Annotated in this window: 10 protein-coding genes and 3 tRNA genes; 6 read left to right on the forward strand and 7 right to left on the reverse strand. The window is 62.1% G+C overall.

The features are described 5' to 3' along the window. Positions 1-9 precede the first annotated feature (9 nt). On the reverse strand, positions 10-237 hold the full coding sequence (locus HMPREF3145_RS04225) for a hypothetical protein (RefSeq protein ID WP_070422004.1): 228 nt from the start codon (positions 235-237) through the stop codon (positions 10-12). A gap of 29 nt (positions 238-266) precedes the next feature. Here HMPREF3145_RS04225 and HMPREF3145_RS04230 point away from each other — a divergent pair, with 29 nt between their 5' ends. Further along, on the forward strand, positions 267-710 hold the full coding sequence (locus HMPREF3145_RS04230) for a GtrA family protein (protein ID WP_070422005.1): 444 nt from the start codon (positions 267-269) through the stop codon (positions 708-710). On the opposite strand, the gene HMPREF3145_RS04235 is transcribed toward HMPREF3145_RS04230, so the two are convergent. Beyond that, complete coding sequence (locus tag HMPREF3145_RS04235) at positions 673-1,575, reverse strand: galactofuranosyltransferase GlfT1 (protein ID WP_070422006.1); 903 nt, start codon at positions 1,573-1,575, stop codon at positions 673-675. The two genes, HMPREF3145_RS04230 and HMPREF3145_RS04235, sit on opposite strands and share 38 nt — an antisense overlap. A 73-nt stretch (positions 1,576-1,648) precedes the next feature. Between HMPREF3145_RS04235 and HMPREF3145_RS04240 the strand changes: the two genes are divergently transcribed. Next, complete coding sequence (locus HMPREF3145_RS04240) at positions 1,649-2,605, forward strand: hypothetical protein (protein WP_070422007.1); 957 nt, start codon at positions 1,649-1,651, stop codon at positions 2,603-2,605. Between the two features lie 121 nt (positions 2,606-2,726). Here HMPREF3145_RS04240 and HMPREF3145_RS04245 read toward each other — a convergent pair whose 3' ends face one another. Together HMPREF3145_RS04245 and HMPREF3145_RS04250 are read right to left on the reverse strand one after the other, a co-directional pair. Beyond that, positions 2,727-3,512 carry a galactan export ABC transporter ATP-binding subunit Wzt/RfbE gene (locus HMPREF3145_RS04245; RefSeq protein ID WP_070422008.1) on the reverse strand — a complete coding sequence of 262 codons (786 nt, stop codon included), beginning with the start codon at positions 3,510-3,512 and terminating at the stop codon, positions 2,727-2,729. A 17-nt stretch (positions 3,513-3,529) separates the two neighbouring features. Beyond that, a complete protein-coding gene (locus HMPREF3145_RS04250) occupies positions 3,530-4,378 on the reverse strand; it encodes a galactan export ABC transporter permease subunit Wzm/RfbD (RefSeq protein ID WP_070422009.1) in 849 nt (282 codons plus the stop codon). 144 nt (positions 4,379-4,522) lie between these two features. On the opposite strand from HMPREF3145_RS04250, the gene HMPREF3145_RS04255 reads away from it, so the two are divergent. After that, a complete protein-coding gene (locus HMPREF3145_RS04255) occupies positions 4,523-5,734 on the forward strand; it encodes an aminotransferase class V-fold PLP-dependent enzyme (protein ID WP_070422010.1) in 1,212 nt (403 codons plus the stop codon). A gap of 15 nt (positions 5,735-5,749) precedes the next feature. Here the strand turns inward: HMPREF3145_RS04255 and HMPREF3145_RS04260 are convergent, their stop codons facing one another. Further along, on the reverse strand, positions 5,750-6,706 hold the full coding sequence (locus HMPREF3145_RS04260; protein WP_070422011.1) for an NAD(P)H-quinone oxidoreductase: 957 nt from the start codon (positions 6,704-6,706) through the stop codon (positions 5,750-5,752). Between the two features lie 73 nt (positions 6,707-6,779). Here HMPREF3145_RS04260 and HMPREF3145_RS04265 point away from each other — a divergent pair. Further along, positions 6,780-6,867 (forward strand) — tRNA-Ser (locus tag HMPREF3145_RS04265). An 8-nt stretch (positions 6,868-6,875) separates the two neighbouring features. On the opposite strand, the gene HMPREF3145_RS04270 is transcribed toward HMPREF3145_RS04265, so the two are convergent. Next, on the reverse strand, positions 6,876-7,262 hold the full coding sequence (locus HMPREF3145_RS04270) for a hypothetical protein (protein ID WP_070422012.1): 387 nt from the start codon (positions 7,260-7,262) through the stop codon (positions 6,876-6,878). Positions 7,263-7,336: 74 nt separating this feature from the next. Between HMPREF3145_RS04270 and HMPREF3145_RS04275 the strand changes: the two genes are divergently transcribed. Together HMPREF3145_RS04275 and HMPREF3145_RS04280 are read left to right on the forward strand one after the other, a co-directional pair. After that, positions 7,337-7,427 (forward strand) — tRNA-Ser (locus HMPREF3145_RS04275). Between the two features lie 2 nt (positions 7,428-7,429). Then, positions 7,430-7,502: transfer RNA gene (locus HMPREF3145_RS04280), tRNA-Arg, on the forward strand. 42 nt (positions 7,503-7,544) lie between these two features. Here the strand turns inward: HMPREF3145_RS04280 and HMPREF3145_RS11790 are convergent. Beyond that, a partial coding sequence (locus HMPREF3145_RS11790; RefSeq protein WP_210384144.1) for a hypothetical protein occupies positions 7,545-8,331 on the reverse strand: 787 nt, incomplete at its 5' end.

Consider the following 8,331-nt stretch of genomic DNA (forward strand, 5'->3'; position numbering starts at 1 on the left):
ACCGCCGGACTAGAGATCCATAATGCTACGAATCTCCGCAGGCAGTTCTTCTTGGCTCGAAATCACAGGCCCGTCGTGTTCGCGAAGGATCTCATAAATACGTGTACGGCCCTTAGAGTCCACAAACGGCAGCTCCTCGGCCATCAGGCGCACCATGAAGTCGGACAGGGGGACGTCGACACGCTGTGCTGCCTCGTGGATCGCGTCCGGGTCATCACCTTTGTAATGCTTCCTCATGGCACACGAGCCTAGTAGGGTAAACGCCCGTGTCCTCGAACGCTTCCCTAAAACAGCAGCTCATCCCGTTTTTGGTCATCGGTATCGGCTGCGCTGTCATCGACTTCGGCATCACCAACACCCTCGACCAAGCCCTCGACGTCCAGCGCGACCTTGCCAAGGCCGTGGGCTGGGTCTTCGGCACCATCTCCGCCTACGTGCTGAACTCCAAGTTCGCCTTCAACGCCAAAATCGACGCCAAAAAAGCCAGCGCCGTGTTCATCCTCTACGCCACCACCTTCGCGGTGCAGATGCTGCTGTGGAGGGTGACGAACGAGCCGTTGTCGTCGCTAGGCTTGCAAGATTCATGGAAGAACGTCGTGTCCTTCGTCATCGCACAAGGCGTAGCGACGACTACCAACTTCCTCCTCCAGCGCTACTGGATCTTTAAAGGCGCTAAGGGCGGCGAAAGTCCTCTCGCGCCCCCCGCCTAAGCAACTTCAGCCAATCGAGGAAGCCCTTCGGATCCTTCTTCTCCACCAGGAAGAACCACCCGAACCGGACAACCTCCTGCAACTGCATCTTCTTCATGCCGCGCTGATTAATGATGTAGCCACGGTTGCGGTACGTGAAATACCGCTTCGTCTCATTGTCCGGGAACTGCGCGTGCGCCCGCCCGCCCATGATCGGATGGAACTCGTCCGACCCATCCGGGTGCAGATAAAACGCCGTCAACGCCGTGCCATACTTCAGGCCCGACTGCGCCAGACGACGGTGGTACTCCACCTCATCGCCCCTGATAAACAGACGGTAATCCGGCACGCCGATGCGCTCCATCGCCGTCGCCGAAATCAACGCGCCATTAAACAAACTGGCGTACTGCGGCAAAAAATCGCCCTGCAGCTCATCCACCCGGCGGTGCCACGTCGTGCCCTGCCTCAACGGAAAGGCCAGCTTCTCCGGGTCGTTGATGTTCGCTACCACCGGCGACACCTCCGACAACTGGTGCTGTTCTGCGGTTCGGTAGAGCTCTTCGAGGACGGTGTGGTCTTTCGGGCGACCATCATCATCCGCGCACCAAATCGCATCCGCCCCCAGCGCCAGCGCGTGCAGGAACCCATACGCGAAGCCACCCGCCCCGCCCAGATTGGTCTTGCTTGGTAGGTAGACGCCCTTGTCGTTGGCGAGCTCGTCGACAAGCACACGCACCGCATCCTCATCACCGTTATCCACCACAATGACCCAATCCACCGGATGCGTCTGCGACACCACCTGCTCCAACGAGTTCCGCAGCAGGTCAACACGCTTATGGGTCACAATCACGGCAGCAGTCGTACCGTTGCGATTCAAGGCAGTCATACATTTATTGTGCCCGAGGGATCCCAAACCGTCGTTCTTGCGTCTAATAACCATGACGAACCTACGAAACGGCATGAGTGTCGACATCGAAGCAATCCTCATCCACGACAAACAACGCACACCCGACCTCACCTACCACCAAGTCAGCGCCGACCGCTACCTCGCCACCGAACACTGCCGTGAAGAATGGCGGGTGGACAACGACGCCCGTCACCACCCACGCGGCGTGCGCTACCACGGCTGCGCCGCCGCCCGTGCCATCGCCCACGCCGTCGAACGCCCCGGCAGCATCGTCTCCGGCTTCTCGGCACTCGCCCTCTATGGCTTGCCCTACCTGGTCGAAGGAGCCGACACCACGCTGCTCGCCTCCTCGGGACGCAACCAACTCGCAGGGCCTTGCTTGCCGACGATCCGACGCCACTCCCGAGCAACCTTCCCCATTTGGAAAGTCACCCACCGTGGCGTTGGCCTTCGGACGGCTAGCCCAGTGGCGGCAGTTGTCCAGGCGTTGATCCAGGTCAAACGCGGGGAGCACTGTTGGAATGTCGTCGATGTAGAGGGCCTGTCTGCCGAGGAAGTCCGAGCGGTGCAACTCGTCGACTGTGTCCGTCGCTTCTGGGGCATCACACTCGCCGACATTACGGCAGCTGCCCGCCACAAAATCAACGCCAGTTGGTTAAGGAAGGTCTTGCGGCTCAGCAGCTCTCTTGCTGATTCCCCCAAGGAGACCGAGATGCGCCTTCTCGTTGCGGTGCTCGCGGCTCGGTATGGCCACGTCGTGCAGGAGCAGGTGCCGCTGGTCGTCGACGGCAGGACAGTGACCACGTTTGACCTGGCCATTCCTGATCTGAAGATTGCCGTGATGTACGACGGCGAACACCACTCGGACTATAAGCAGCGCAACAAAGACTCTTCCATCAACCTCAAGATGACCTTGGCGGGATGGACGCCCGCGAGGTGCTCGTCCAGGACGATGTTTGAATGCCTGGGCCTCGTCGAGTCCCTGATGCAAAAAAGTTCCCAGCGATAATGGGATTCGTGGAACTTTTTTGGGGTGTGCCGCCCGGCGTCCTGGGGAAAGTGAAACTTTTGGGGGCCGAAATCGAAGAAAGTTCCCGGGCGGGGAACTTTCTTCGGGAGATGGTTGACACCTACCCGTGGAAGCGCTGCACTAGTTCTGCGACGTGGTCGCCGGCTTCGGGGCCCTCGTAGGCGCGGACGACGTCGGCAACCAGGCCGGCCTCCCTAATTTCGCCCTTGTCCACCCACAACGCGGTGTTGCACAACTGCGCCAGGAAGTCGTTGGAGTGGGAGGCGAACACGAGGATGCCGGAGCGCTCGACCATTTCGGCCAACCTCACGCGGGCTTTGGACATGAAGGCGGCGTCGACGGCGCCGATGCCTTCGTCGAGAAGCAGGATCTCGGGTTCGATGGAGGTGACCACGCCCAACGCCAGGCGGACGCGCATGCCGGTGGAGTAGGTGCGCAGGGGCATGGAGAGGTAGTCGCCGAGTTCGGAGAATTCGGCGATGTCGTCCATTTTGGCTTTCATCTGTTTGCGGGTCTGGCCGAGGAACAGGCCGCGGATGATGATGTTTTCGTAGCCGGAGATTTCGGGGTCCATGCCGACGCCGAGGTCGAAGACGGGGGCGACGCGGCCGCGCACGTCGGCGACGCCGCGGGTGGGTTCATAGATGCCGGAGAGCAAACGCAACAAGGTGGTTTTACCTGCGCCGTTGTGGCCGACGAGGCCGACGCGGTCGCCCTCCCTTAAATGCAGGTTGATGTCGCGGAGTGCTTCGACGACGACGGTGTTGGAGGCGTTCTGGCCGATTTTGCCGCCGGCCGAGGACATCATGGCCTTTTTCAGGGAGCGGGATTTGGCGTCGAAGATGGGGAAGTCGACGCAGGCGTTGTAGGTGTCGATGGAAACCATGTGTAACTCCTAGACTCCTAGACCCAGTACGGCACGCGGAAGCGCCACTGTTTCATGGCCAGCAGGGTGATGAGTACGCCGACGATGGTGCAGGCGATGACGATGAGCCAGTGGTAGGCGGCGACGGGGTCGTCGATAAGCGGTGCTCTGACGATTTCGAGGTAGTGGAACAGGGGGTTGATTTCGGCGAGCATTGCACGCTTTTCGACGACACCACCCTGGTCCTTCAGCGTCCTCGTCGTCCACACGATTGGGGTGACGTAGAAGAGGAGTTGGACGAGGGCTTCGAGCAGCGGGGCGACGTCGCGGAAGCGGGTGGCCACCATGCCGAAGAACATGGCGACCCACACGCCGTTGACCAGCAGCAGGGCCATACCTGGGATGAACAGGAGTGTGTTCAGGGTGATGGGGATGCGGAAGATCAGGGCGAGTAGCACCCAAATGACCATGTTGTGGGCCAGGAACAGCGTTTGGCGCCACACGAGCCGGTAGATGTGGACCGACAGGGCGGAGGGGAGCTGTTTGATCAGGCCTTCGTTTTCGATGAAGACGTTCGCGCCGTCTTTGATGCAGCCGGAGATGAAGCCCCAGACGATGAAGCCGACGGTGACGTGCGGGAGGAATTCGGCGACGTCGATTTGGAACAGCATGGAGTACAGCAGGCCAAGGGCGAGCGACATCACACCGGTGGCGATGGTGATCCACAGGGGGCCGAGTGTGGAGCGTCGGTAGCGTTGTTTGATGTCTTGCCAGCCGAGTTGGAGCCAGAGCTCGTGTTGGCCCCAGCCGCGGATGAGGTCGTCGAATGCCCGCCGGAACGTTTTGGATGTTGATGGCGGGGTGTTTTCGCCAGGCGCGCTGGTCATCCGGGCGACGTCATCGCGCAGTTGTTCTACGTTATGCACGCAGTTCACCCTAGTGCACAACTTTCGTGCCCCCGAGCTGGTGGTGTGCGCTGTGTCGGACGCACGTGCATAATTAAGGGCGTTCTTGCGTGAAGGAGGTCGGCCGTGGCTTATGACGTGTGGGGGGTCCGTGGGCTTTACGGGTCGTTGGGTGGCGGTTGGACGTATCTGAATGCGCATGTGTCGCCGCAGGTGCCGGAGAAGGTTGCGGGGGCGGTTGCGCGCAGTTTCCGTAATGCTGCGTCGGTGCCGCCGCCGGAGCCGGTGTTGGGATCGCATTCCCGGTCGGATGTTGGTTTGCCGGAGGGGGCGGAGTATCCGATGGCGGCGCGGGTCGCTATTGCGGATTTGGCTGGGGTGATGCCGGAGCAGGTGGTGTTGGGGCCGAGTGTGCCGGCGTTGTATTCGGCGTTGGTGTCGGCGATGCGTCCGATGTTGCGGCATAACTCGTCGATGGTGCTGAATCCGGTGGATCGTCCGGTGTTGTCGGGGCGTTTGCAGCGCGCTGGCGTAGCGACGACTTGGGCGCAGGCCGATCTGGCTACCGGCGATTTGCCGGCGTGGCAGTACCGCGACATTGCGGACGGGTCGACGCGTTTGGTGTCGGTGCCGGCGGCGCATCCGGAGTTGGGCAACGTTGTGGGCGTTGCGGACATTGTGGAGGCGGTGCGTGAGAAGTCCCGGGCGTGGGTGCTTGTGGATGCGTCGGCGTACGCCCCGTACCGTCCGTTGGATTTGGATGCGTGGGGTGCCGATATCGCTGCGGTGGACATGGCCCAGTTCGGTGGCCCGGAGATCGCGGCCCTGATTTTCCGTGACGTGGCGATGTTTAAGCGTTTGGACCGTGAGGCTCTCGAGTTGGAGGTGTCGCCTGGTCTTGCTGGTGGTGTGCCGGCTGTGGTGGAGCACTATGCGTCGTTGGTTGAGGGGGCGGCGGGGAGGTCGTCGAGACGCAATCGCTTGAAGTACTCGATGGGGGAGACCACCGCGTACCTGAACGGACTGCGCGATGATCTGCATACGTTTTTGGGCACGCTGCCTGCGGTGCACATTGTTGGTGTGACGGGCGAGGCGGCGGAGGATGCGCGTGTGGAGCGCATCCCGCGCCTGGCGTTCGGTGTGCGGGGCGTGCCGTCGGAAACCGTGCTGGATCGCCTGGTCACGCACGGTATTGTCGCTGCTCAGACGACGCAGACACAGCTTCTCGACGACATGGGCGTCGCCGACATGGGCGGCGCCGTCACCATCGCCATGTCGCCCTTTAATACCCAGAACGACATCGAGCAGTTGGTGCGCACGGTCGCCTCGCTGGCGTAGCCTCGTTCCGCTCGGCTACGCGATCAGGATGATCTTTCCGGTGTTGTCGCCGGAATCCATGTGGTCGTGGGCCTTGGCGGCATCGGCAAGCGGGAACGTGGAGGTGATGTTGGGCTTGATCTGGCCGGACTCGATGAGCGGCCAGACGTTCTTCACCGTCGAGGCGACAATCTCCGCCTTCATCGGACGCGGACGGGCGCGCAGGGTGGTGGCGTGGACCGACAGGCGCCTCGGCATCATCCGGCCAAGCGATAGCGTGCCCTTCGGCCCGCCCTGCACCGCGATGACCACGAGGCGGCCGTCGGTGTTGAGCGTCTTGATGTTCTGCTCCAGGTACGGCCCACCAACCACGTCGAGGATCACGTCCGCCCAGGCCTTGAGTTCCTCGGCGAAGTCCTGCTCCTTGTAGTTAATAAGGACGTCCGCGCCGAGGCCCTTGCAGTAGTCGAGCTTCTCCTGGCTACCCGCAGTGACGGCGACGGTGCAGCCCAGCGCCTTGCACAACTGGATGGCAAACGAGCCGATGCCGCCCGCGCCGCCGTGGATGAGCACGTTGTCGCCCTTTTGGATGCCGGCGAGCATGCCCAGGTTCGACCACACCGTGCAGGCTGCCTCCACCACGCCGGCGGTTTCCTCCAACGTGAGGTTCGCAGGCTTCGGCGTGAGCTGCCCTTCCGGCACCGCGACGTATTCGGCGTACCCGCCGCCCGCCAGCAGGCAGCCGACCTCTTCGCCCTTTTCGCGGCCGGTGGTGCCCGGGTCCTCGATCACGCCGGCGCACTCCAGGCCAATAATTTCCGACTCGCCCTTCGGCGGCGGGTACTTACCTTCGGCCTGCACGATGTCGCCACGGTTCACGCCCGCCGCCGTGACCTTGACCAGTACCTCCCCGTCCTGCAGTTGCGGGGTGTCCACTTCGGTGAGTTCGAGGGAGCGAGGGTTGGTGTCGTCGATAAGTGTGATCGCTTTCATGCGGCCAGGCTACCGAGATTGAGCGACGCGCGACGTGTTGTAGAGTATGTGCGTCGCACTTGCTTTGCGACGAGGAGACGTGGCAGAGCGGCCGAATGCACCGGTCTTGAAAACCGGCGAGGTTTATCCCTCCAGGGGTTCAAATCCCCTCGTCTCCGCCAATTACTTCTTATGGGAAGAGTTCCGGCATGGTGTGGAACTGGCGCTCGCCGGGAACGTCACGCAGGATTTCGATGGCGCGCTTGGTGTCGGGACGGTTCTGGCCGGCGACGACCTGAATCTGCTCGAGGGGGAGGGGGTTGGTGAGGTGTATGGGGGTGGTGGTGTCGTCGATAGGCAGAATGCCCTGAAGATCACCCGCTGGGATACCGAGCAGCACAGTGCCTTCGGGTGCGTCGCGCAGCACCGATGTTTTCGGCGTGAAATGCAGCGAGCCGGTGAGCGGACCAGTGCCGAGCGTGTCCAGTGCCGCGGGGAACCAGAGGAGGTAGTCCGCGGTGTCGCCGGAATTGTCGCGTGCTGCCAGTCCGGAATTGAGCCACGTGTGGATTTTCATGCGGCCGAGTATACGGACGGATTTCGGTGATATTTGGCTGCTTGCCCGGATACAGGTAATGTGTACACAGCGCTGGAGATGTGCCAGAGTGGCCGAATGGGGCTCCCTGCTAAGGAGTTGCCCCCTTGACGGGGGCCGCAGGTTCAAATCCTGTCATCTCCGCCACTGCGCCCGTAGCTCAACGGATAGAGCATCTGACTACGGATCAGAAGGTTGGGGGTTCGAATCCCTCCGGGCGCACAAGAAAAACCCCCGCTGAGCGGGGGTTTTCGCATTGAGGGGCTACTGCGTCTCGACGACCGGCGCAACCGTCGTCGGCGCCTCCTCCTTATCCTTGCGGGACGAGCCGTTGACGTTGATGTCAACGCTCTGCACGTCCGGGACACAGGTGCGTACCGCGGTAGCGATCAGCAGCGCGGAAACCAGGCCGACGATACCGCCGCCGATTGCCATCGCCTGGGCAGGATCGAGGCCAGCGTTGCGGGCGGCCGCGGTGAAGATGTCGCCAGCCTGGCCGTTTGCCTGACCCAGGCCCGGGAGGCCCGCCTGGTTAGCCAGCGCGAGCGGCAGCATCAGGACCAGCGGCACGCCAAGGCCGACGAGGGAAGCGATGCAGCGCGGGTCGGAGGACCCACCGGTGGCGTTGACCTTGGCGCCGACGAGCTTGTCGCCGCCCTGCTGGTCGCCGTTGCCACCCTTCTTCGAGGAGCCACCCGAGCTGCCGAACAGACCACCGTTGGCGTTGTCGCGGATGTCCGGGTTGGCGTTGTTCGTGACCACAACGGAGTTGTTCGAGCCGTTGTTGTTCATGTTGCCGGTGATGACAACGGTCGGGTTGGCGTTGTTGGTCGCCACGACCGAGTTGTTGGAACCGTTGTTGTTCAGGTTGTCGCGCGGGTTTGCATTGTCCGTGACGACGACCGAGTTACCAGAACCGTTGTTGTTGGCGTTGCCGGTGACAACAGGGTTCGCGTTGTTGGTGACCACAACGGAGTTGTTCGAGCCGTTGTTGTTGGCGTTGTTGGTGATGACCGGGTTGGCGTTGTTGGTGACCACAACGGAGTTGTTC

Source organism: Corynebacterium sp. HMSC05C01, from assembly GCF_001807155.1.
GTDB classification, from domain to species: domain Bacteria; phylum Actinomycetota; class Actinomycetes; order Mycobacteriales; family Mycobacteriaceae; genus Corynebacterium; species Corynebacterium coyleae.

Bases quoted from the DNA above. Each gene is read 5' to 3' on its own strand.
- HMPREF3145_RS04225 (WP_070422004.1), bottom strand. From the start codon at position 237: ATGAGGAAGCATTACAAAGGTGATGACCCGGACGCGATCCACGAGGCA.
- HMPREF3145_RS04245 (WP_070422008.1), bottom strand. From the start codon at position 3,512: ATGGTTTCCATCGACACCTACAACGCCTGCGTCGACTTCCCCATCTTC.
- HMPREF3145_RS04240 (WP_070422007.1), top strand. From the start codon at position 1,649: ATGAGTGTCGACATCGAAGCAATCCTCATCCACGACAAACAACGCACA.
- HMPREF3145_RS04250 (WP_070422009.1), bottom strand. From the start codon at position 4,378: ATGACCAGCGCGCCTGGCGAAAACACCCCGCCATCAACATCCAAAACG.
- HMPREF3145_RS04260 (WP_070422011.1), bottom strand. From the start codon at position 6,706: ATGAAAGCGATCACACTTATCGACGACACCAACCCTCGCTCCCTCGAA.
- HMPREF3145_RS04270 (WP_070422012.1), bottom strand. From the start codon at position 7,262: ATGAAAATCCACACGTGGCTCAATTCCGGACTGGCAGCACGCGACAAT.
- HMPREF3145_RS04235 (WP_070422006.1), bottom strand. From the start codon at position 1,575: ATGACTGCCTTGAATCGCAACGGTACGACTGCTGCCGTGATTGTGACC.